The 20,648-nt window shown below is 73.1% G+C and carries 17 protein-coding genes; 6 read left to right on the forward strand and 11 right to left on the reverse strand.

Features of this window, described 5'->3' with window-relative positions; translation table 11 throughout:
- Nucleotides 1-4 precede the first annotated feature (4 nt).
- From AB0I29_RS20470 to AB0I29_RS20495, 6 genes are read right to left on the reverse strand one after another with little or no spacing between them, the layout of a single operon-like run.
- Nucleotides 5-1,732, reverse strand: coding sequence for an acyltransferase (locus tag AB0I29_RS20470; protein ID WP_357484988.1), 1,728 nt, complete (start codon nucleotides 1,730-1,732; stop codon nucleotides 5-7).
- Between the two features lie 9 nt (nucleotides 1,733-1,741).
- Nucleotides 1,742-2,098, reverse strand: a complete 357-nt coding sequence (locus AB0I29_RS20475; protein ID WP_285106622.1) for a DUF4387 domain-containing protein — start codon at nucleotides 2,096-2,098, stop codon at nucleotides 1,742-1,744.
- Nucleotides 2,095-3,471, reverse strand: a complete 1,377-nt coding sequence (locus tag AB0I29_RS20480) for an acyclic terpene utilization AtuA family protein (RefSeq protein ID WP_285106620.1) — start codon at nucleotides 3,469-3,471, stop codon at nucleotides 2,095-2,097. The genes AB0I29_RS20475 and AB0I29_RS20480 overlap by 4 nt, the downstream gene beginning before the upstream one ends.
- A 14-nt stretch (nucleotides 3,472-3,485) precedes the next feature.
- Complete coding sequence (locus tag AB0I29_RS20485) at nucleotides 3,486-4,568, reverse strand: tartrate dehydrogenase (protein ID WP_357484993.1); 1,083 nt, start codon at nucleotides 4,566-4,568, stop codon at nucleotides 3,486-3,488.
- Nucleotides 4,565-5,563, reverse strand: a complete 999-nt coding sequence (locus tag AB0I29_RS20490) for a phosphoglycerate dehydrogenase (RefSeq protein ID WP_285106616.1) — start codon at nucleotides 5,561-5,563, stop codon at nucleotides 4,565-4,567. The genes AB0I29_RS20485 and AB0I29_RS20490 overlap by 4 nt, the downstream gene beginning before the upstream one ends.
- A 3-nt stretch (nucleotides 5,564-5,566) precedes the next feature.
- Complete coding sequence (locus tag AB0I29_RS20495; RefSeq protein WP_357484998.1) at nucleotides 5,567-6,838, reverse strand: MFS transporter; 1,272 nt, start codon at nucleotides 6,836-6,838, stop codon at nucleotides 5,567-5,569.
- Between the two features lie 127 nt (nucleotides 6,839-6,965).
- Here AB0I29_RS20495 and AB0I29_RS20500 point away from each other — a divergent pair, with 127 nt between their 5' ends.
- The gene (locus AB0I29_RS20500; RefSeq protein WP_357485001.1) at nucleotides 6,966-7,712 is read left to right on the forward strand and encodes a GntR family transcriptional regulator; all 747 of its coding nucleotides are present in this window, start codon (nucleotides 6,966-6,968) and stop codon (nucleotides 7,710-7,712) included.
- 6 nt (nucleotides 7,713-7,718) lie between these two features.
- On the opposite strand, the gene AB0I29_RS20505 is transcribed toward AB0I29_RS20500, so the two are convergent.
- Nucleotides 7,719-8,312 carry a hypothetical protein gene (locus tag AB0I29_RS20505; RefSeq protein ID WP_357485005.1) on the reverse strand — a complete coding sequence of 198 codons (594 nt, stop codon included), beginning with the start codon at nucleotides 8,310-8,312 and terminating at the stop codon, nucleotides 7,719-7,721.
- A 134-nt stretch (nucleotides 8,313-8,446) separates the two neighbouring features.
- On the opposite strand from AB0I29_RS20505, the gene AB0I29_RS20510 reads away from it, so the two are divergent.
- Nucleotides 8,447-8,653 (forward strand): EF-hand domain-containing protein, encoded by a 207-nt coding sequence (locus AB0I29_RS20510; protein WP_285106608.1) that lies wholly within the window; start codon nucleotides 8,447-8,449, stop codon nucleotides 8,651-8,653.
- Between the two features lie 137 nt (nucleotides 8,654-8,790).
- On the opposite strand, the gene AB0I29_RS20515 is transcribed toward AB0I29_RS20510, so the two are convergent.
- Genes AB0I29_RS20515 through AB0I29_RS20530 form a run of 4 tightly spaced genes read right to left on the reverse strand, consistent with a single transcriptional unit; the run spans nucleotide 8,791 to nucleotide 14,434 of the window.
- Nucleotides 8,791-11,232 carry a glycoside hydrolase family 2 protein gene (locus AB0I29_RS20515; RefSeq protein WP_357485010.1) on the reverse strand — a complete coding sequence of 814 codons (2,442 nt, stop codon included), beginning with the start codon at nucleotides 11,230-11,232 and terminating at the stop codon, nucleotides 8,791-8,793.
- A gap of 57 nt (nucleotides 11,233-11,289) precedes the next feature.
- Nucleotides 11,290-12,204 carry a carbohydrate ABC transporter permease gene (locus AB0I29_RS20520; RefSeq protein WP_285106603.1) on the reverse strand — a complete coding sequence of 305 codons (915 nt, stop codon included), beginning with the start codon at nucleotides 12,202-12,204 and terminating at the stop codon, nucleotides 11,290-11,292.
- Nucleotides 12,201-13,127, reverse strand: coding sequence for a sugar ABC transporter permease (locus tag AB0I29_RS20525; RefSeq protein ID WP_357485015.1), 927 nt, complete (start codon nucleotides 13,125-13,127; stop codon nucleotides 12,201-12,203). Before AB0I29_RS20525 ends, AB0I29_RS20520 begins: the two co-directional genes overlap by 4 nt.
- Before the next feature lie 11 nt (nucleotides 13,128-13,138).
- On the reverse strand, nucleotides 13,139-14,434 hold the full coding sequence (locus AB0I29_RS20530; RefSeq protein ID WP_357485019.1) for a sugar ABC transporter substrate-binding protein: 1,296 nt from the start codon (nucleotides 14,432-14,434) through the stop codon (nucleotides 13,139-13,141).
- 177 nt (nucleotides 14,435-14,611) lie between these two features.
- On the opposite strand from AB0I29_RS20530, the gene AB0I29_RS20535 reads away from it, so the two are divergent.
- The 4 genes from AB0I29_RS20535 to AB0I29_RS20550 form a co-directional block, all read left to right on the forward strand.
- Nucleotides 14,612-15,772, forward strand: coding sequence for an ROK family transcriptional regulator (locus tag AB0I29_RS20535; RefSeq protein ID WP_285106598.1), 1,161 nt, complete (start codon nucleotides 14,612-14,614; stop codon nucleotides 15,770-15,772).
- A 105-nt stretch (nucleotides 15,773-15,877) separates the two neighbouring features.
- Entirely contained in the window at nucleotides 15,878-17,920 is a 2,043-nt protein-coding gene (locus tag AB0I29_RS20540; RefSeq protein ID WP_357485024.1) for a beta-galactosidase, read from the forward strand.
- Nucleotides 17,917-20,100 (forward strand): alpha-galactosidase, encoded by a 2,184-nt coding sequence (locus AB0I29_RS20545; protein ID WP_357485027.1) that lies wholly within the window; start codon nucleotides 17,917-17,919, stop codon nucleotides 20,098-20,100. The genes AB0I29_RS20540 and AB0I29_RS20545 overlap by 4 nt, the downstream gene beginning before the upstream one ends.
- Before the next feature lie 117 nt (nucleotides 20,101-20,217).
- On the forward strand, nucleotides 20,218-20,648 hold a 431-nt coding region (locus AB0I29_RS20550; protein WP_357485030.1), incomplete at its 3' end, for an ATP-binding cassette domain-containing protein.

The following is a 20,648-nucleotide window of genomic DNA, read 5'->3' on the forward strand; positions in this document are numbered from 1 at the left end:
CCGGTCAGCCCGCCTCGTCGACCGGCGTCAGCCGCACCAGCGGGTCGGGGTTGTGCACGCCCCGCGGCCTGTAGCCGAGGGAGTCCGCGACGCCGAGGTGGTCGGCCAGGTACCAGACGATGCTCAGCCACATCTCGGTGCCCTGCAGACCGGGGACGCCGTCGGGGCCGTCGCCGCGCGGGGCGAACGCGATGCCCGCGCCGTCGGCCCAGTTCTCCAGCGCCCGGTCGAGCTGGTCGCGCGCCCAGGCCTCGCCCTCGGCGCGCCGGTGCGCGGTCTGCTTCGCCGCGAGCCAGAGCGGGTGCACGATGTCGAGGACGTTGCAGGCCGTGTAGCCGTCAGGAGTCGCGAGCACGGGGTCGGCCGCGTGCTCCAGCACCGTGTCGACCGCCGCCTCGGGGTAGGGCAGCGGCAGCCCGAACTGGGCGTACGAGCCGCGGGTCAGGCGGTAGAACCCGTTGACCGCCTGGAGCCAGCGCGGCACGGGCTGCGGCGCGCCCCACAGGCCCGTGGCGGGGTTCGCCCGCGCGGTCAGCCAGCCGAGCAGCCCGTGGAGGGGGCCGACGCCGCCGTCGGGCAGCTCCTCGGAGAAGTCGGCCATGTTGAGGGCGCAGGCCGTGGCCAGCGAGTCGACGGCGGCGCCGCTCCCCCAGGCCTGGGCGCCCCAGTCGCGCGCCTCCAGGGCGGCGACGACGTCGCGGTCGCCCAGCGCGTGCACCGCGCGGACCGGGTGCGGCAGGCGTGCGCCGAGCAGCCGCACCGCGTAGCCGACGCTGAGCACGTGGTAGGCCGCGGCGCCGTCCGTGGGCGAGAGCGGCTCGTCCGCGGCGTCCGGCTGCTCGGCGGTCCCGGCCGACAGACCCCGGTCGGAGAGGTCGCCCTCCGGGATCAGCCCGGTCGCGGGGTCCTGGCGGGCGGTGAGCCGCCGGACCAGGTCGGCGGCGTCGAACCCGGGCGGCGGGGTGCCGAGCAGCAGGTCGGCGATCTCGACGGCGTCCGCCCACGGGCGGACGGCCAGGGGCAGCGGTCCCGCGGCGGCGGACGGGCGGTCGACGAACCGCCCGTCCTCGAAGCAGCGGGCCAGCACGTCGCCGGCCTGCTCCCGGGCGCGGTCGCCGAAGGCCGCCAGCCGGGCGGCGAGGTCACCGGCGGTCGCGCCCTTCGTCTCCGCGCGGCGGTCGCGCAGCACGCGCGCGGGGTTGCCCGCGACCACGGCCCAGTCGGGCACGTTCTTGGTGACGACGGCGCCGGCCGCGACGACGACGTGGTCGCCCACGGTCACGCCGTCCAGGATCGTGGCGTTCGAGCCGATCCAGACGTCGTCGCCGATGGTGATGCCCTTGCTCCAGGTGCCCTGCTGGAAGACCGGCCGGTCGTTGGCCATCTGGTGGTTGAACCCGAGGATCGAGGTGTGCGCGCCGATCCGCACGCCGTCCCCCATCCGGATCTCCCCGCGCACGACGGCGAACGGGTTGACCGAGCAGTCCGCCCCGATCGTCAGGTCGCCCGAGAGGTAGGCGAGCGCCGCGACGTAGGTGCGGTCGCCGAGAGCGAGCCGGTCGCAGTAGACCGCGGCGTTCGGGGCGACGAAGACGCCCGCCCCGAGCTGCGCCCCGGCGTCGACCAGCTCGCGCTGCCGGGCCGCCTGCGCCGCGCCCTCCGCCGAGGCGGGGTCGTACTCCCAGGGGAGAAAGTCGACACGTCGGACGCCCTGAGCCGCTGAGTGATCCACGCCGCAAGCCTATCCACGCGCCGGGGCGCCCTCCGGAACCCGCAGCAGCGCGAGCGGGACGTGGTGCTGCCCCGCATGCACGTCCCGGTCCCGGAGCGAGCCCTGCGAGACCGGCCGGGGAAAGGAGATCTTGACGACGTCGAGGGACGGGATCCGGAAGATCCGCACCGCGCTCGCCTCGACCCCGTACAGGCCGGCGACCACGTCCTCGTTGATGAACTCCTCGTCGGCCACGACGCGGTAGCCGGCGGCGTCGCGCATGAAGAGCTCCATGGTGACCCAGAACGGGCCGGCGTTCTTGGACCGCACCTCGTGGGCGAGGTCGGCGACGGTGGGGCTGGTGGGTCTGGTCAGGGGGTCGGTCATCGCTGCACTCCGTACTCGATGCGGAACAGGCTGGTCGGGGTGGGACTGTCCACCACGTGGTTGAGCACGAACTCGTAGGCGGCGCCGCGCTCGACCTCCGCGGGCGAGGTCGGGAACGCGAGGCTGGGCAGGTAGCCCATGGCGGGCGTCGGCAGGTGCAGCATCAGCGGGTTGACGAGCTTGGCGACCGCCGTCGCCGTGGCCTGGTCGGCCGCGTCGACCAGCAGCATCACGCCCACCTCGCGCGGCGGCCCGCTCTCGGGCTCCAGGTCGTCCAGCACCGCGTCGTGGCCGTACAGGCGCAGGTCGAACGCGTACTCGTCGTCGGCCAGGCCCAGCGTGCCGCTCACCCACTGCCGGATCATCGTGCGCATCAGGTCCGCCCAGGCGTCGATGTCCCGCAGGATCAGCGGGTCCCGGATCGCCGAGAACGACATGGTCTCGTAGCCCGTGATCCGGGCGCCCTCCAGCTTGACGGTGTGCTGGTCGGCGACGTGGAACCGCGAGCCCTCGACCCGGACGGTCCGCTCGTCGAGCGCCGTGTAGACGGCGTCGCGGACGTCGAGCGTGCCGTCGGGCTCGCGCATCTGGAACGGGTCGACGGTCTCGTAGAGCATGTGGGCCGCGACCGTCCGCGGTGTGCACGCGGTCTCCGGGTCCAGCGGCTCGATGGTGAACCCGGTGGCGTCGATCGTCGTGTGGACCCCGCCCGTGCGCGGGTTGGTCGTGGCCTGCCCGCCGCACTCGACGATCTTCGCGGCGTGCCAGGTGGGGCCGGCCGGCATCCCCTTGAGCAGCGGGTACGCCGCGGCGAGCGCCGTGTCGGTGGCCCGGCCCGCGAGGATCACCTGCGCTCCGGCCTCGAGCGCCTCGACGATCGGCTCGTGGCCCATCATGCCCACGACGTGGGTGCAGCTCTCCAGGGTCTCCGCGCTCAGCTCCCCCAGGGGCGGCAGGGCGTGGATCCGGCCGGCGTCGAGGTGCTCCTTGAGGTCCGCGGCGTCCTGCTCGCTGTAGATGCGGGCGACCTTGAGGTCCAGCCCCTCCTCGGCCATCACCCCGGCCGCGAGCCCGGCCACCCAGTCGACGCCGGAGTCGGTGCCGCTGGTGCCGCACGAGCCGATGATCAGCGGCACGTCGGCGCGGGCCGCGGCCTTGAGCAGGCTGCGCAGGTCGCGGGCCACGGCCTGGGCGGCGGTCTTGGGGGTCGACGACCCCAGGTAGTAGGGGCCGGAGTCGGTGGAGCCGCCGTCCAGGGTGATCACGTCGACGCCGAGCGCGAGGCCGCGCTCGATCGTCGACTCGTCCCAGCCCGCGCCGAGCATGCCGCTCGGCGTGAGGATCCGGACGGAGCCGGCGGGTGCGTTGTCCATGGTTCTCATCTCTGTCACGCGCCGGTGGGCGCTGCGGTGATCGCGGCCAGGACGGCGTCGGTCATCTCCCGGGTGGTCGCGGTGCCCCCGAGGTCGGGGGTGCGCACGCCGCCGTCGGCGAGCGCGGTCTCGATCCCCGCCATGACGTCCCGCGCGGCGCCGGGCTGCCCCAGGTGGTCGAGCATCATCGAGGCGGACCACAGTGCGCCCACCGGGTTGGCGATGCCCTGGCCGGCGATGTCGGGGGCCGAGCCGTGCACGGGCTCGAACATCGACGGGAACTGCCGGGAGGGGTCGATGTTGCCGGCCGGGGCGATGCCGATGCTGCCCGCGACGGCGGCGGCGAGGTCGCTGAGGATGTCGCCGAACAGGTTGGACGCCACGATCACGTCGTACGCCGACGGGCGCAGCACGAGCTTAGCGGCCAGGGCGTCGATGTGCTCCTGCCGCCACGTGACCCCGGGGTACCGGGCGGCGCGCTCGCGGACGATCTCGTCCCAGAACGGCATGGTGTGCACGATGCCGTTCGACTTGGTCGCCGACGTGACGTCGCCGCGCCGGGTCGCCGCGAGCTCGAAGGCGTGGTCCACGATGCGGGTGACCCCCGGGCGCGTGAAGACCGACTCCTGGACGGCCATCTCGTCGGGCAGGCCGCGGTTCAGGCGCCCGCCGATCTCGCTGTACTCCCCCTCGACGTTCTCGCGCACCACGACGAGGTCGACGGCGCCCGCGTCCCGCAGCGGGCCCGGCAGCCCGGGCAGGACCCGGATGGGCCGCAGGTTGACGTACTGGCGGAACCGCCGCCGGATCGGGATGAGCAGCCCCCACAGCGAGACGTGGTCGGGCACGCCGGGCCACCCCACCGCCCCGAGCAGCACGGCGTCGTGCCCGGCGATCCGGTCGAGCCCGTCGTCCGGCATCATCGCGCCGGTGACCAGGTAACGGGTGCACGACCAGTCGAGGTGGTCGTAGCGCAGCACGAACCCGTGCCGGGCGGCCACCAGGTCGAGGGTCTGGAGGGCGGGCGGGATCACCTCGGTCCCGATCCCGTCCCCGGGGATCACCGCGATGCGGAACTCGGGTGGGCTGCTGGTCATGCGGTCTCCTCGGGGGTCGTCGCCGGGACGGCGAGCAGGTGGGCGTTGACGGCGTACCGGGGGCGGCCCGCGAGCGCCGCGACGAGCTCGGCCGCGCCCTCCAGGCCCGCGGCGGCGCGCGCCTGCGCGGTCTGCCCGGCCATGTGGGAGTAGACGACGATGCCGTCCACGCCCCGCAGCGGGTCGTCCGCGGGGAGCGGCTCCTCGGTGACGACGTCGAGCGCGGCCCCGGCGATCTCCCCGTCGCGGACGGCGTCCACGAGGGCCCGCTCCTGGACGACGGCGCCGCGGGCGGTGTTCACGAGCACGGCGGTGGGCTTCATCTGCCGCAGCTCGGCGGGTCCGATCAGGCCGCGGGTCCGGTCGGTGAGGGCGGTGTGGACGGACACGTAGTCGGACCGGGCCAGCAGTTCTGCCAGGTCGACGAACTCGACGGGCTCCGCGGGCACCGCGATGCGCTCCGGCTCCGGCACGCGGGTGGTGCAGAGCACGGTCATGCCGAACGCACGCGCGAGGGGCACGACGGCGCGGGCGGCCGCGCCGTAGCCGATCAGCCCGAGGGTGGCGCCGCGCAGCTCGTGCCCGTCCACGCGTGGCCAGCCGCCGTCCGCCACGCCCCGTGCGCTCTGGACCAGGCGCCGGGCCGCGGCCAGGAGCAGGCCGAGCGTGTACTCCGCCACGGCGTTGGCGTTGATCCCGGGCAGGTTGCTGACCGTGACGCCCCGGCGGGCGGCGGCCGCGACGTCGACCGAGTCGTAACCCACGCCGGTGCGCACCACGACGCGCAGGCGCGGGGCCCGCGACAGCACGTCGGCCGTCATCGGCTCGTTGGCCACCAGGGCCGCCTCGACGCCGTCGAGCGCGGCGACCAGATCCTCCGGGTCGCGGCGCCCCACGAGCGGCCGGTGCGCCGTCTCCAGGCCGGCGGACCGCAGGTAACGGTCGACGTCGTCGCCGGGGCGCAGGTAGTCGGTGGTGATCAGCACGCGGGTCATCGCTCACACCGCCTTCGCGGTGTCGGTGCGCCGCTGCAGGGCTTCGACCCGGGCGACGGCGAGCACACCGAGCACCGCGACGACGGCGACGTCGAGGAGCATCAGCGTCCAGCCGGTCAGGTCGACCATGCCGCCCACCAGCGCCGGGCCCACGAACCCGCCGCCGGCCCAGCCGACGGCGTAGAGCCCGGCGTAGGTGCCCATGACGCGCGCCGAGGGGGCCAGGTTCCAGAGCACCACCACGGCGTTGACCAGGAAGGCGGCGGCGCCCGCGGCACCGACGCAGAAGGCGACGACGGTGCCCGCCGGGGTCTGCGCCACGGTGCCCACCACCATCGCCGCGGCGAAGAGCGACATCCCGATCATCATGGTCCGCAGCCGGCCGATGCGTTCGGCGAGCAGCGCGGTCGGGTAGGCGGCGAGCAGGAACGCGACGCCGCTCGGCAGGAGCAGACCGCCGGCGTCGCCGCGGGAGAGGCCGAGCGCCTCCATGCCGTAGGGCGTGGCCAGGGCGCGCGACGCCGACCAGGCGCTGCCGAAGAGCAGGATCGCGACCATCATCAGCAGCCGGCTGCGGTCCGGGTCGCGGACGATGTCGAGCACGACCCGGCGCACGCCCGGCCGTGCGGGTGCGGCGGCGTCCGCGGCGTCCTCGGCCAGGGCCGCCTGGTAGCCGGGCGAACGGCTGTCGCGCACCGTGAGGCCGAGCACCACGATCGAGACGAGCATGAGCGCCGACGGGATGGCGAACGCGATCCCGGGGTGCTCGTCGACGACGAGGATGCTGATCAGCGCGGCGACGATCACGGTCAGGCTGGAGGCGATCTTGACGGCGGCGTTGGCCCGGCTCCGCTTCTCGGGCGCCACGAAGTCGGGCACCAGCGACTCGGCGATCGGCTTGAACGCGTTGGCGACCAGCGCGTAGCAGAACATGACCGCCACCAGCAGCGGCAGCGACGCGGCGACGTGCGGGAGCACCAGGAAGAGCAGGGCGGCGACCGGCATGCCGACCACGAGGTACGGCATGCGGCGGCCCCACGACGTGCGCGTGCCGTCGGAGCGGTTGCCGAGCCAGGGCTGGACGAAGACGCCGAGCAGGTTGTCCATGCCCATCAGGAAGCCGACCAGCGCCGCGCTGGTGATGTGCTCCCGCAGCAGCGGCGGCACCTGGGCGTCGTAGAAGTTCCAGGTGGACTCCTGGGCGAAGACGGCCAGCGCCACCAGCAACGTGATCCTGGTCTGCGCGTGCCGCACCGGCGGCGCGGTGGTGGACATGGAACCTTCTCCCTCTGCCACCTCGTCGTGGCCACGTCGGCGTGTCGGGCTCACCGTACTTTTGCTATAGCAAAACTGTCAACGGTTGCAAAAGCGGGCTGCGATAGCACGGGCCTAGGATGGGGCTGTGACCTCCGAAGCCCTGGCAGCCCTGGCCGGCAACACGCTCGCCGACCGGTCCTACCGCGCCATCCGCGACGCGATCACGACCGGCGAGCTCCGCCCGGGCCAGAAGGTGACCGAGCGCGGGCTGGCCGAACGGCTCTCGGTGAGCCCCACGCCGGTGCGCGAGGCGATCCGGCGGCTCGAGCAGGACGGCCTGCTGGAGCGGACCGGGCCCCGCACGGTCAAGGTCTCGCCCATCGGGGACACCGCCGTCCAGGACCTGGCCGAGGTCGAGGTGGCGCTGCGCGGCATGGTCGCGCGGTTCGCCGCGCGGCACGCGACGCCGGACCGGCTCGACCGGCTCGACGCCCTCCTCGACCAGGCCGACGACCTGCTGATCGTCGCCCGGCAGCGGCACCGGTCCGGCGAGGACGTCACCCGGCAGCTCCACCAGCTCCTGGACGTCATGCAGCAGTTCAACGACACCGTCGACGCCTGCGCGGGCAACCCCGTGCTGGTGCGGCTGCTCGACCAGACCCGGGTCTTCTCGCGCCCCGAGCAGCGCGCGCGGCGCCTGGAGCGCGTCGCGCACGACGACGAGTTCGGCATGGAGCGCTGGGCCACCCACCGGGCGCTCGTCACCGCGCTGCGCGCGGGCGACGCCGCGGCCGCCGAGGCCCTCGTGATCGAGGACGCCCGCGGCGGGCTCAGCGACCTGCTCGCCGGGACGGACCGGCTGCGAGCGACGCGGACCGCGCCCGCCTCCTGAGCCCGGCTACCGCTTCAGACCGAGCGCCCGCAGCTCCAGGTCGGCCAGCCGCCGCACGACGTCGGGGTCGTCGTCCCGCCACGCGCGCACCGGGTCGTCGGAGATCCTGGTCAGGGCCCGCAGCGGCTGGTTCGTCAGGGCGCGCAGCGCCAGCAGCGCCGGGTCGGCCCCGACCAGCCGGCGGCCCGCGCTCGCCCGCCGCACGAACCGCACCCGCAGCGGCACGTAGAGCACGGCCACCAGCAGCACCGGGACGAGGAACACCGCGAGCCCGGCGAGCAGCGCGACGTCGGCCACCGTCTCGGCCTGGGAGCGGCCCGCCTCAGCCAGGCTCTCGGCGGCGTCCGCGGCGCCGCCGAAGGGCGCGGCCAGGTCGTCGCCCACGCCGGGGATGCCGTCGATGCGGCCCTCGACGTCGTGGAACCGGGCGGCCATGTCGTCGGCGGCGCCGGCCGTCGCGCGGCCGGGCCGGCCGAGCTCCAGGGTCGCCGCCCAGACCTCGCGGCCGGCCCACGCCCAGGCCCCGATCCAGGCGAGCAGCAGCAGGTCACCGAGCACCTGGCGGGCGCCCCTGGCGGGCGCGGCGGCGTACAACCTCATGGTCCGGACCTCCGGGTCTCGACGTTCGGCACGCCGCACCGTATCGGACTTACCGCCCAGCAATTCAACGACCGATCAAACCGATATGTGGTTGCATACTCTCCGAATCGTTTCCGACTTTGCGAGGTATCAGCATGGCTGCCGACGAGCTCACCCGGACCTTCGTCGAGTTCGACTCCGACGGCGACGGCCGCATCACCGCGGACGAGTTCCGCCAGGCCATGGCCACGCGCGGCGAGGAGACCACGGACAAGGACCTCGACCAGATCTTCGGCAAGGCCGACCACGACCAGGACGGCAAGATCGACCTGGCCGAGTTCACGATCGCCTGGGACGCCTGAGACCGCCCGCCGGCCGGCGACCTCGACCAGGGTGGCCGAACGTAGGGCTGGTCGCTGCGTGCGCCCACGTGCAGCGACCGACCCTACGTTCGACATGGGAATCAGCAGCGAGACGCGTTCTGCACCAGGTAGTCGTCTCAGACGAGGTCGTTGACCGAGCGCAGGACCGGGGCCGAGGTGAGTGCCTCGGGCTCGGCGGAGGTGCGGATGCGCACCTCGCGCGTCTCGCCGGGCAGCACCGTGACGAGGGACTCGTCCGCTGTTGCCTCCGGGTCGACCCGGTCGGCGTGCACGACGACGTCCTTGACCACGGACGTGGCGCTGAGTCGCAGCACCACCTCGTCCCCGTCGCGCGCGGTCTCGACGGTGAGGGCGTCGTCGCGCAGAGCGAGCTCGGTGTCCTCGACGAAGTAGTGCAGCGCACGCTCGCCTGTCGACAGCTCGGCGACGACGAGCTCTCCACCGGGATCGGAGGGCGCGAGCAGGTCGGCACCGAGCTCGAGTCGCTCCAGGGTGCGCGGTTCGACCAGCACCTCCGTCTCGTGACGGGCGAGCTCGGTGCCGTCGAGGGTGATCCGGCACAGCACGACGTGGGCGCTCCACGGCTCGGTGGTGTCGTTGTGCAGCGCCAGGGTGGCGCCCTCGCCGGCCGGCTGGATCGTCGCCAGCCGGTCGGCGAAAGCCTTGCGCAGCGCGTACCAGAGCGGCTTGCGGCGGCCGAGCCCGTCGACGGCGGCCCACGAGACGACGGGCCAGCAGTCGTTGAGCTGCCAGACGATCGCTCCGGTGTTCAGCGGGAACAGCGACCGGAACCACTCGATCCCGTAGGCGACGGCCCGGGCCTGGTTGAGCTGGGTGGTCGCGTGCCAGGTGTCGATGTCGCCCGGTCGCGGCAGGTGCGTGCCCAGGCCGCGTTCGAGCTTGCCGTTGCCGTCGTTCGCCTTCTGGTGCACCAACATCTGGGGGCCGAACGGATCGAGGGGCTCGTCGTGCACGACGGCGGTGAGGGTCGACCAGGCAGGCGGGCCCTGGAACCCGAACTCGGAGACGAACCGGGGCCGGTAGCCGCGGTAGTGCGTGTAGTCGACCTGGTTCCAGATGTCCCAGATGTGCACGGTGCCGTGAGCCGGGTCGTTGGGGTGCACGTACTTCGAGAAGCCGAACGGGCTGCCGGCCGAGTAGGGCGTGCCGGGGGCGAGCTCGGCGACGATCTGCGGGAACAGCTCCGTGTAGTAGCCGTCGCCCCAGGTCGCGCCGGCGAGCCGCGGGCGCCAGCCCCAGTCGACCCAGCCCACGATGTTCTCGTTGCTCCCGTTCCAGAGCGCGAGGCTCGGGTGCGCGGTGAGCCTGGTCACGGCCTCGCGCGCCTCGGCCTCGAACTCGCTCCACAGCGGCTCGTCCTCGGAGTACGCGGCACAGGCCAGGAGGAAGTCCTGCCAGACCAGCAGCCCGAGCTCGTCGCAGAGGTCGTAGAACTCCTCACTCTCGTAGATGCCGCCGCCCCACACGCGGACGAGGTTCACGTTCGCCTCGACCGCGTCGGTCAGCGAGCGTCCGAGGGAGGCCCGCGTGATGCGGGGGAAGAACGTGTCGTCCGGGATCCAGTTGACGCCCTTCGCGTACACCGGCTGACCGTTGACGACGATCGTGAAGGGCGTGCCGTCGGCGTCCGGCGTCGTGTCGAGCGCGACGTCCCGGAAGCCGACACGCGACTCCCACTGCTGCCCGGGAACGGTGACCGTCAGCGGGTAGAGCCGCTGCTTGCCGTAGCCGCGCGGCCACCACGGCTCGACGTCGGGCACCTCGAGCTCGAGCACGACCTCGGCCGCTCCGGGCCGCGCCTGGGCCGACAGGGCGTTGCCCTCGAGGTCGAGCGACACGTCGACGGGGTCGGAGCCGGCAGGGTCGGAGCCGGCCCAGTCCAGCGCGACGTGCGCCGTCAGCCGCCCCGTCGATCCGTCCAGGGTGACGAGCGGGCGTACGCTCGCGATCCGCGCCCCCGACCAGCTCTCGATCCGCAGCGCCTTCCAGATACCGGAGGTCGCGACGTCGGGGCCCCAGTCCCAGCCGAAGTTCGCCGCCGTCTTGCGGATGGCGTTGTAGGGGTGGTGGTTCACGTGCGGCCGTTCGCCGAGCACCAGCTCCTGCTCGCGGGCGTACTCGACGGGCGAGCGGAACGTGGCACGCAGCTCGTTCTGCCCCTCGCGCAGCGCGGAGGCGACGTCGAAGCGATAGCTGCGATGCTGGTTCGCCGTCCGGCCGACCTCGACGCCGTTGAGGGTGACCGTCGCGACGGTGTCGAGACCGTCGGCCGCGAGCTGCGTGCGCGCCTCGCCGGTGCCCGCCCACTCGAAGGTGCGCGAGTACTCCCAGTCGGTCAGCCCGATCCACTGCAGGGCCGCCTCGTTCTCCCCGTCGTACGGGTCGGGGACGAGCTGTGCGGCGAGCAGGTCGAGATGCACCACGCCGGGCACGGTCGCCGGGACGCCGGTCGTGAGCCGTTCGCGCAGCTGCTCGGGCACGGGTCCGGACAGGGCTCGAACGGTCCAGGCGTCGCCGCCCAGGTCATGGATCTGCATGGTCCTCGTTTCAGGTCGAACACTTCAGGTCGAACAGAGAAGGTGGAGAGGGCGGCGCTACCCCTTGAGCCCGCCGGACACGAGGTCCAGGCGCCAGTAGCGCTGCAGGAACAGCACGAGCGCGAGCAGCGGGATGATCGACACCGCGGCGCCGGTGATCGCCACCGAGTAGAGCGCGGGCGAGCCCGATCCCTTCGCGAGCAGGGTGAACAGGCCGACGGTGAGCGGGTACAGGTCCTGGTCCGACAGCATGATGTAGGGCAGCAGGAAGTTGTTCCAGGTGCCGATGAACTGCAGCAGGAACACGGTGACCATGCCGGGCACCATGAGCGGCAGCACGATGGTCTGGAAGATGCGCCACTCCCCCGCGCCGTCGATGCGCGCGGCCTCCAGGGTCTCCTGCGGCACCGCCGACATCGCGTACACGCGCGAGAGGTAGATGCCGAAGGGGCTGATGATGCTCGGCAGCAGCACCGACCAGTGGGTGCCGACGAGCCCGAGCTGCGACAGCAGCAGGTACTGCGGCACCGCGAGCACGATCCCCGGGATGAGCACGCCGGCGAGGATCGACAGGAACAGGAACGAGCGGCCGCGGAACTCGTACTTCGCGAGGCCGTACCCGGCCATGGTCGAGACGAGCACGGACAGCAGCGACCCGACGCCGGAGTAGACCAGCGAGTTGAGGCACCACAGGAGGTACTGCCCGCCCTCGTAGGCGAACAGCGCGACCAGGTTCTCCCACAGCCCGGTGCCGGGGGCGAAGGTGAACGTGGTGAACAGCTCGCCGCGGGTCTTGCTCGCGGCCACGTACACCCAGATCACGGGGATGAGGCAGTAGATCGCGCCGACCAGCAGCACGATCGTGGGCAGCACGCCCCAGCCTCCCTGGCGCCTGCGGGTGCGTGCGCGGTCGGACGGACGCCGTCCGGCGGTCGCCGCCGGTCCCGGGCGGGCGGTGGTGGTGGTGGTCATCGTTCGACTCCCATGCGCTTGCGGTTGACGATCCGCAGGATGATCACCGAGACGAGCACGGTCCCGACGGCGAGCACGGTGGACGCGGCGGCGGCCTGGGGCAGGTCGTCGGTCCCGAAGGCGTCGCGGTAGATGGTCATCAGGGGGACCCAGGTGTTCGAGATGGCGCTCGTCATCGGCTGCAGGGTCGCGGGCTCGCTGTACAGCTGCAGGGTGCCGATCAGCGAGAACACGCCGGTGAGCACGAGGGCCGGCACCACGAGCGGCACCTTGATCCGCAGCGCGATCTGTGTCTCGCTGGCGCCGTCGAGACGGGCGGACTCGTAGATCTCGCTCGGGATGCTCCGCAGCGACGTGTAGATGATGATCATGTTGAACCCGACGCCGCCCCAGACCGCGATGTTCGCCAGCGAGCCGAACAGCCCCGGCTCCTCGAGGAACGGGATGGTGCCCAGCCCGGCCGCCCGCGTGAGGTACGAGAACGGGCTCGTGCTCGGCAGGTACATGAAGCCCCACAGCAGCGCGGCGACGACGCCGGGTACCGCATAGGGGATGAAGATCGCCGTGCGCCCGAACCGCTTGAGCCGCGCGGCCGGGGTGTCCAGCACGAGCGCGAACAGGAGCGCCAGCCCGAGCGTGAGGGGCACCGCGATGATGCCGTAGACCGCGAGCCGACCGAACCCGGCGGCGAAGTCGGGGTTGGTCAGCACGGCGGCATAGTTCTCGAGGCCGACGAACACGTCGGTCTTGCGCCCCAGGAGCGCCCCCTCGATGCGGTAGGCACGCAGGCTCAGCCAGACGGCGTAGCCGACCGGGACGAGCATGAAGGCGATATAGAGGATCACCGCGGGGGCGGTGAACAGGTAGGGCGCGACCTGCCACCGTCGGGGACGGCGGCGTGGGGCCTGCACGGTGGTCGACATCGTTGCCGTCCTCAGCCGTTGCTCACAGTGAACCCGGTCTCCTTCATGTCGGCCACCACCGCGTCCTGCGTGGCGACGAACGCGTCACGCCAGGGTGTGCCGTTCTTGATGGCCTTGCCCAGCTCGTCCTCGAACACCGACTTGGCGAGGTTCACGTCCGGCCCCCAGGTCACCGGGACGGTGTCGGACGAGATGTCAGCGGCGACCGAGTAGAAGTCCTTCTGCTGCGGCATGAGGCTCGGCGGGTCGTTGCTCTCCGCCATCTCCTGGCCCTCGTCCGAGGCCGGGTAAAGGCTCTGCGTGTCCAGGAGCAGGCCGTTGCCCTCCTCGCTGGCATTGAGCCAGGTGGCGAACTTGGCCGCTTCCTCGGGGTGCTCGCTGTCCTTCGTCACGACGAGGGCTGAGCCACCCTGGTAGGCGACCGCCTTGTCGCCGGGCGTCCACTGCGGCAGCGGCGCCATCGCCCACTTGCCGGCGGTGTCGGGGGCGACGGACTCGATCACGCTCGGCGCCCAGACGGCCGAGGGCCAGGAGAGCATCGTGCCGGCGTTGACCATGGCGTTGTACTCCGGGGTCAGCAGCGGCTCGGTCTGGATGAGGCCGTCGGTGGCGAGCTCCTCGAAGTAGTCGGCCACCTCGAGCGACGCCTCGTCGGCGATCCCGACCGTCCACTCGTCGCCGTCCACCGACCACCACTCGCCGCCGGCCTGCGTGGCGACGCCGGCGAAGAAGCCGAACTCCGTGGGTGGCAGGCTCGTGATGACGGCGTCCGGGTCGGCCTCCTTGACGGCGGCCGCCGCCGTGCGGAACTCCTCCCACGTCGTGGGCACGGGGACGCCGAGCTCCTCGAAGCGGTCGGTCCGGTAGACGAACGCCATCGGGCCGACGTCCTGCGGCACGCCGAACACGGCGCCGTCGAACGTCGTCTGGGCCCAGGTGCCCTCGGTGAAGGCGTCCTGCACGTCGCCCACATAGTCCGTGATCTCCTGCGGGACGTCGGCGACGATCAGGGACGGGAGGGTCGTGTACTCGACGAGCGCGAGGTCGGGGGCGTTCCCGGCACGCGACGCGGTCAGCAGCTTCTGGGACGACTCGTCCCCGCCACCGGCATCGGTCAGCTTCACCTGGATGTCCGGGTTCTCGCTGTTCCACTGGTCGACGACGCTCTGGCCCTCGGCGGTCCAGGACCAGAGCTCCAGGGTGACGGGCCCGTCGGTACCGGCACCGCCGGCGGCGCCGCAGCCGGTCAGGACGGCGGCAGCACTGACGGCGGCGGTCGCGGACGCCACGAGGGGTCTGATTCGCATGGGGGTCTCCTTTGACGGGTGCGAGTCGGCGATCATGCGCCAACTGGACCAAAGCATGGCGGCGGGGGCATGCTTTGTCAATCAGTGAAACAAAGACGCTTTTCGCCGCTGGAGGCGATGCGGCCCGTTCGACCTCGGAAGATGGTTAGGATCCGGGGCGAGGAGACGAGGTGCGGGATGTCGCGAGCCCAGTCCGAGGTGCCGTCGAGCGCGGCTGTGTGGCCGGTGCTGGCCGACGCCGAGCGCGGCGTGCTGCGCGAGCTGCTCATCCACGGACCCCTGCCCCGTGCCGAGATCGCACGGCGGCTCGGTGTGTCGCGGGCGAGCCTGACCCGGGCCACCCGGGCCCTCATGGACCACGGGCTCGTCGCCGAGGGCGCCGTCGAGCTGCGCGGCGCGACCGGGCGCCCGAGCGAGCTGCTCGTCGTGCGGCACGACGCGCGGCACTTCCTCGGGGTGAAGCTCACCGGGGACACCGTGTTCGCAGTCGTCACCGACCTCGGCGCGCGCATCGTGGCCGTCCACGAGGAGCCCATCAGCTCGCGCGAACCCGACGCGGTGATCGACCAGATCGCCGTCATCCACGCCCGGTTCGTCGAGGAGTACGGCACGATCGTCGCCTGCGGCGTCGCTCTCGCGGGCGACCTGACCCTGCTGGACGGCCGGCAGGTCGTCAAGAAGTCCCAGTTCCTGGGCTGGGTCGACGTGTATCTCGCCGAGCGGCTGACCGCCCGGCTCCGCATCCCGGCGAGCGCGGAGAACGATGTGCGCGCGCTCACTGCCACCGAGCACTGGTTCGGTGCGGGCGTGGGCTGCAGCTCGCTCGCACTCATCACCGTCGGCGCCGGTGTCGGCACCGGCTTCGTCGTCGACGACCGCGTCGTCACCGGCCACCACGGGCGCGCCGGCAGGCTCGACCACCTGCCCGTCGACTCCGCCGGGCCCATCTGCGGCCAGGGACACCGCGGCTGCGTGAGCGCACTGCTGCCGAACGCTGCGATCGTCGACGCGCTCCGGGTCCCCGGCCTCGACTTCGCCGGCGCCGTCGAGCTCGCGCGCGACGGCCATGCGGGCGCCCGGCGCGCCTTCACCGACGCGGGCCATGCGCTCGGCGTGCTCATCGGCACGGTGGCCAACGCCCTGGACCCCGAGAAGATCGTGCTCGCCGGCGACGGGCTGGTCGTCATGGAGCTCGCCGGCGACGAGGTGTACGCGACGATCGAACAGGTACGCGCCCCCGGCATCCCCCCGCTGTCCCTGGACATCCAGCCGTTCCAGTTCGACGAGTGGGCGCGCGGAGGGGCCGTGCTGGGCATCCGCACGATGCTCCAGTTCTGAGTCCGCCGCCTCATGTTTGTTTCACAGATTGACAAACGCCCGGGTTCTCGACAAGTCTGAGCGAGGAGGCGACTGCCTCCTCGCCGACATCGAAGGGGATGCCCCATGGCCCGCCGCGCTACCGAACGACCCCCCACCCGCCACGCCCTGACCGGCTGGCCGACCGACGGCCTGAGCTACGGCGGCGACTACAACCCCGAGCAGTGGGCGCCCGAGGTGTGGCGCGAGGACGTGCGGCTCATGCGCGAGGCGGGCGTCAACATCGTCACTCTCGGCGTGTTCTCCTGGGGGCTGCTCGAACCGCGCGAGGGCGAGTACGACTGGGGCTGGTTCGACGAGATCATCGGGCTGCTGCACGAGTCCGGCATCGCCGTCGACCTCGCCACCCCGACCGCCGCGCCGCCGAGCTGGCTGCTGCACGCGCACCCGGAGGTGCTGCCGGTCGACGCCTACGGCGTGCGGGAGCAACCCGGCGGGCGGCTCGGCTGGTGCGCGAGCTCACCAGTCTTCCGGGAGCACGCGCTGCGGATCACCACCGCGCTGGCCGAGCGCTACGGCGACCACCCCGCGGTGCGCCTGTGGCACGTGAGCAACGAGCTCGGCGGCGGCAACGGGCGGTGCTGGTGCGACGTGTCGGCGGCCCGGTTCCGGGAGTGGCTGCGGGCGGAGTACGGCACCGTCGAGGCGGTCAACGCCGCGTGGGGCACGGCGTTCTGGGGCCACACCTTCGCGGACATCGACCACATCGAGCCGCCCCGGAGCGAGCAGCACAAGGTGAACCCGGGGCTGTTCCTCGCCTACGAGCGGTTCTCCTCCGACGAGCTGCTCGAGCACTACCTCGCCGAGGCGGCCGTGCTCCGTGCGCACAGCGAAGCGCCCGTCACCACCAACTTCATGGTCGGCTCCGGCCGCCATGTGGTCGACTACTCCGACTGGGCCGCGCATGTCGACGTCGTGGCGAACGACCACTACACGATCGTGGACGACCCGGTGCGCGAGCAGGACCTCGCCTTCGCGGCCGACCGGATGCGCGGCCTGGCCGCCGACCGCACGCCGTGGCTGCTCATGGAGCACTCCACCGGGGCGCCGAGCTGGCAGCAGCGCAACCGCGCCAAGGCACCCGGCGAGATCCTCCGGAACGCGCTCGCCCACGTGGCCCGCGGCTCGGACGGCGCGATGTTCTTCCAGTGGCGGGCCTCGACCGCGGGGACCGAGCAGTTCCACTCCGCGATGCTGCCCCACGCCGGAACGGAGAGCCGCGTGTGGCGCGAGGTCGTGCGGCTCGGCGACGCGCTGCGGCGGCTCCGGAGCATCGCGGGCTCGCCGGTGGAGCCGGCCAAGGTGGCGCTCCTGGTCGACGAGGAGTCGGCCTGGGCGCTGCAGCAGGGGCTCAAGCCGCACCGCGCCCTGCGGTACTCCCGCGAGACCCGGCTCTGGCACCGGGTCTTCTGGCAGCGGCAGGTGCTGGTCGACGTGCTTCCTGTCGACGCCGACCTCGACGGCTACGACCTCGTGGTCCTGCCCACGCTGCTCGTGGTCTCCGACGCGCAGGCGGCGCGGGTCGACGCGTTCGTGCGCGGCGGCGGCACGGCGCTCGTCACGTACCTCTCGGGCGTCGTCGACGAGACCAGCCGCGTGCGCGGCGGTGGCTACCCCGGCGCGTTCCGCGACCTGCTCGGCGTCACGACCGAGGAGTTCCGCCCGCTGCAGGCGGACGAGACGGTGCGCCTGTCCGACGGCGGCGAGGTCACCGACTGGAGCGAGGACACCAACCTGCACGGTGCCGAGGCGGTCGTGACCTACGCCGACGGGGACTCCGCCGGCCGGGCGGCCGTGACCCGCAACGCCGTCGGCGACGGCGCCGCCTGGTACGTGTCGGCGCAGCTCCCGCTCGACTCGGCCACGCGGATCGCCGACCGGCTCATCGACGAGCTCGGCCTGCCCCGCGCGGTCGAGGCGGGCACGGGGATCGAGGCGGTCCGACGGCGGACGCCGGACGGCGACGTCCTGTTCCTCGTCAACCACTCCGACGCCGACGAGACGGTGGCCGTGTCCGGCCGCTCGCTCCTGGACGACACGACGTTCGACGGCGCGGCGCTCGTGCCCGCGGGCCGCGTGGTCGTGCTGCGCGAGAGCGCCGCCGAGTGACGCTCGACGCGACCGAGGTGACCGGCCCTGCCGGCACCGAGCTGACCGGCGCCGACCCCGGCGCCGGCCCGCGCGTGCACGTGCTGCGCGCGGCCGGCGTCGGCGTCGTCGTCGCCCTGCCGCGGGACGGGCTGCCGGAGGTGGTGCACTGGGGCCGGGACGTCGGCCCGTTCGGCGCGGACGACGCCCGGCGGCTGCTGCGGTCGGTGGCGCGCCCGGCGTCGCCCAGCGCGCTCGATGCGCCGTGGCCACTCACGGTGCTCCCCGGCGAGCACGACGGCTGGGAGGGCCGCCCGGGCCTCGCCGGGCACGTGGGCCGCCGGGCGCTGCTGCCGCGCTGGCGGCGCACCGCGGCCGACGGCGACGAGCGGCACCTGCGCGTCACCGCCGAGGCTGTGGGGCTGCGCGTCGTCGTCGACCTCGCCCTCGATCCGTCGGGGGTGCTCGCCGTGGCGCACGAGCTCCACAACACGGGCGCCGAGCCGGTCGACCTCGCGATCCTGGAGGCGACGCTGCCGGTCGGCGACCTCGCGGCGGAGGTCCTGGACTTCTCCGGGCGCTGGACGCGCGAGCGCACGCCGCAGCGCCGTCCGCTCGCGCAGGGCAGCCACGCGCGCGAGTCGCGCCGCGGCCGCACCGGGCACGACTCCCCGCTCGTGCTCGCGCTCGGGACCCCCGGGTTCGACGACGGCCGGGGCGAGGTGTGGGCGGTGCACCTCGCGTGGAGCGGCGACTCGGTGCACCGGGTCGACGCGCTGCCCGAGAGCCGCACGGTGCTCGGCGCCGGGCCGCTGCTGCGGCCGGGCGAGATCACGGTCGGGCCCGGTGCCTCGTTCCGCACCCCGGCCGCCCTGTTCGTGTGGAGCGACGGGGGTCTGGACGGCGTCGGGCAGCGGTTCCACCGGTTCGTGCGCGGCCGCCCGGGGCACCCGCGCACGCCCCGCCCGGTGACGCTGAACACCTGGGAGGCCGTCTACTTCGACCACGACCTGGGCAAGCTCCAGCGGCTCGCCCGCCTCGCCGCCGACCTCGGCGTGGAGCGGTTCGTGCTCGACGACGGCTGGTTCCTCGGCCGCCGCGACGACTCGGCCGGCCTGGGCGACTGGCGCGTCGACCCCGAGCCGTGGCCGGACGGGCTGCACCCGCTGGTCGACGTCGTGCGCGACGAGGGCATGGAGTTCGGGCTGTGGCTCGAACCGGAGATGGTGAACCTCGACTCGCAGCTCGCGCGGGAGCACCCGGACTGGCTGCTGCAGCCGGTGGAGAACGAGGTGCGGCCCTGGCGCAACCAGTTCGTGCTCGACGTGTCGCGGCCGGAGGTGTTCGACCACCTGCTGGAGGCGGTCTCGGCGCTCGTGACGGAGTACCGGCTCGACTACGTCAAGTGGGACCAGAACCGGGACCTCATCGAGGCCGTGACCGCCGGCCGGGCGAACGTGCACCGGCACACGGCGGCGGTCTACCGGCTGCTGGCGGCGCTCCGGGCGCGGCACCCCGGGCTGGAGATCGAGGCGTGCGCCTCGGGCGGGGCGCGCGTGGACCTCGGCGTGCTGGAGCACACGGACCGGGTGTGGGCCTCGGACACGAACGACCCGGTCGAGCGGCTGGCCATCCAGCGCTGGACCGAGCTGCTGCTGCCCCCGGAGCTCGTGGGCACGCACGTCGGCCCGCCGGTGGCCCACACGACCCGGCGCGCCACGGGGCTCGACCTGCGGATCGCCGTGGCGCTGACCGGGCACTTCGGCATCGAGTGGGACCTGACGGCGGGCACGCCGGACGAGCTGGAGCGGCTGCGCGACGGCATCGCCGCGTACCGGCGGCTGCGGCCGCTGCTGCACGCCGGCGACGTGCACCACCCGCCGACCGGCGACACGGGGACGAGCGCGACCGTCGTCGTCGCGCCCGACCGGAGCAGGGCGGTGGTGCGCGTGGTGCGGTCGGTGACCGGCGACCGGTCGCTGCCCGCGCTGCTGCGCGTGCCGGGCCTGGACCCGGCACGCCGGTACCGCGTGTCGCTGCCGCTGGCCGCCGACCCGCCCCGCAACGCCCCGCCACTGTTCGCGGCGCCGGGTGAGGCGCCGGCCGAGGTGCCCGGCGCGGCGCTGGGCGCAGTCGGGCTGCGGCTCCCGCTGCTGCACCCCGCGCACGGCATCGTCATCGAGCTCGACGCCGTGGACTGACGCACGCCCCCGGGCTGGTCAGGGTGGGTCGTACGACCTGGGTATGACCCAGGGGCCGACCAAGACCAGCCCGGAGCCGGACGCCGTCGGGTGCCCCCGGTCCGTAGCGTCCTTCCCATGGACACCACCGTGTACGCGCCCGGGTCGTCGCCCGCAGTGCGCGCCCGTTCCCTGACGAAGACGTACGGCAAGGGTGAGGCGATCGTGCGCGCCCTGGACGGCGTGGACGTCGACTTCGAGCAGGGCCGGTTCACCGCGATCATGGGCCCGTCCGGATCCGGCAAGTCGACCCTGATGCACCTGCTGGCCGGCCTGGACTCCGCCACCGGCGGACAGGCGTTCCTCGGCGAGACCGAGATCACCGGCCTGAACGACAAGGCCCTCACGAGGCTGCGGCGCGACCGGATCGGGTTCGTGTTCCAGCAGTTCAACCTGCTGCCGATGTTCACCGCGGAGCAGAACATCACGCTGCCCGTCGAGCTCGCCGGCGCGACCCTGGACCGTGCGTGGCTGAACACCCTCGTGGAGACCCTGGGCCTGACCGGTCG

Source organism: Promicromonospora sp. NPDC050262, assembly GCF_040655935.1.
In the GTDB taxonomy this organism is placed as follows: domain Bacteria; phylum Actinomycetota; class Actinomycetes; order Actinomycetales; family Cellulomonadaceae; genus Promicromonospora.

Coding starts and splice junctions, on each gene's coding strand:
- AB0I29_RS20475 (WP_285106622.1), bottom strand. CDS start 2,098: ATGACCGACCCCCTGACCAGACCCACCAGCCCCACCGTCGCCGACCTC.
- AB0I29_RS20480 (WP_285106620.1), bottom strand. CDS start 3,471: ATGGACAACGCACCCGCCGGCTCCGTCCGGATCCTCACGCCGAGCGGC.
- AB0I29_RS20485 (WP_357484993.1), bottom strand. CDS start 4,568: ATGACCAGCAGCCCACCCGAGTTCCGCATCGCGGTGATCCCCGGGGAC.
- AB0I29_RS20490 (WP_285106616.1), bottom strand. CDS start 5,563: ATGACCCGCGTGCTGATCACCACCGACTACCTGCGCCCCGGCGACGAC.
- AB0I29_RS20495 (WP_357484998.1), bottom strand. CDS start 6,838: ATGTCCACCACCGCGCCGCCGGTGCGGCACGCGCAGACCAGGATCACG.
- AB0I29_RS20505 (WP_357485005.1), bottom strand. CDS start 8,312: ATGAGGTTGTACGCCGCCGCGCCCGCCAGGGGCGCCCGCCAGGTGCTC.
- AB0I29_RS20510 (WP_285106608.1), top strand. CDS start 8,447: ATGGCTGCCGACGAGCTCACCCGGACCTTCGTCGAGTTCGACTCCGAC.
- AB0I29_RS20515 (WP_357485010.1), bottom strand. CDS start 11,232: ATGCAGATCCATGACCTGGGCGGCGACGCCTGGACCGTTCGAGCCCTG.
- AB0I29_RS20520 (WP_285106603.1), bottom strand. CDS start 12,204: ATGACCACCACCACCACCGCCCGCCCGGGACCGGCGGCGACCGCCGGA.
- AB0I29_RS20525 (WP_357485015.1), bottom strand. CDS start 13,127: ATGTCGACCACCGTGCAGGCCCCACGCCGCCGTCCCCGACGGTGGCAG.
- AB0I29_RS20530 (WP_357485019.1), bottom strand. CDS start 14,434: ATGCGAATCAGACCCCTCGTGGCGTCCGCGACCGCCGCCGTCAGTGCT.
- AB0I29_RS20535 (WP_285106598.1), top strand. CDS start 14,612: ATGTCGCGAGCCCAGTCCGAGGTGCCGTCGAGCGCGGCTGTGTGGCCG.
- AB0I29_RS20540 (WP_357485024.1), top strand. CDS start 15,878: ATGGCCCGCCGCGCTACCGAACGACCCCCCACCCGCCACGCCCTGACC.